Origin of the sequence: Kitasatospora sp. NPDC056446, assembly GCF_042796115.1 — a bacterium.
GTDB lineage: Bacteria > Actinomycetota > Actinomycetes > Streptomycetales > Streptomycetaceae > Kitasatospora.
In genome coordinates, this window is record NZ_JBHTRF010000264.1 from 1 (window position 1) to 1,006 (window position 1,006).

A 1,006-nucleotide genomic window follows, 5' to 3' on the forward strand; every position below is an offset into this window, starting at 1 on the left:
CCCACAGAGGGGTTAAGTGGTCTAGAGAAGTTCTTTGCTGGCGCTGGCAAGTCCATCATGGACCCAGCTACCGGCGCTGCTCAGCTTCTCTCCTCTGAGGCTGCCCCGTACCTTTTCGGACTTAGCGGGGTCGCCACTAAGGCCATAGATGAGCGCTTTGGTGTTGGTGAGCGCGCGGACCGCGAAGCCGCTGAGGCTCGTGTGCGAGATAAGCCCTTGATGGACACAGGGGCTGGCCTAGCTGGGAACATTGCCGGGCAGATTGCACAAGCTGCTGTTCCAGCAGGGCGCGGAGCATCATTAGCTGGGCGATTGGCTAGAGCAGCGCCGTACGCGGAGTCCGCTGTGAGGGGGGCTGTTTTTTCTGGTTTGCAGCCTACTGTAGGGGATGAAAGTCGGGCGGAACGTGCAGCTATCGGTGCCGCAGGCGGTGCAGCAGGCCAGGCTGTATCTGGGTTGGCAGGAACTGCCGCGCGTAGAGCGGGAGAGGCGATGCAACCAGCCATCGCAAGCTCTATTGCAACCGCGAAGCAGGCTGGGATACCGCTTCATGTTGCGCAAGTCAGCGAATCCCGATTCCTTAAAGGCTTGTCCTCCGTTCTGAATACTCTTCCATTCAGCGGGGCGTCCAGCGCGGGACGAAACCAGCAACAAGCATTCAATCGCGCCGTTTCCAATACGTTCGGCGCGGATGCACCTGTTCTTACCGATGATGTGATGCGTGCCTCTCGCGATGGGATCAGCAGCGTCTATAACAACATCTTCAGCCGTAACAACGTCTCTCTCGACAGATCCGATCTAGTCCGCTTGGCGGGGATTGAGCAGACGGCAATGAAGAACATGACTGGTGATAGAGCGCAGGTAGTCAGGAATCAGCTCGATAGCATTCTCGACAACTTCGCGGACGGATCAGTCAGTGGCGCAAAGTACCAATCGCTTCGGAGCGAGCTAGCAAAAGTTAAGGGTGATCCCGCCATTGAAGGAATGGTAAAGGCCCTTCGTAGAG

General features: G+C 57.6%; 1 protein-coding gene. It reads left to right on the forward strand.

Annotation, left to right across the window (positions count from 1 at the left end):
• Positions 1–492 precede the first annotated feature (492 nt).
• On the forward strand, positions 493–1,006 hold a 514-nt coding region (locus ACFQ6N_RS41175), incomplete at its 3' end, for a hypothetical protein (protein WP_380659244.1).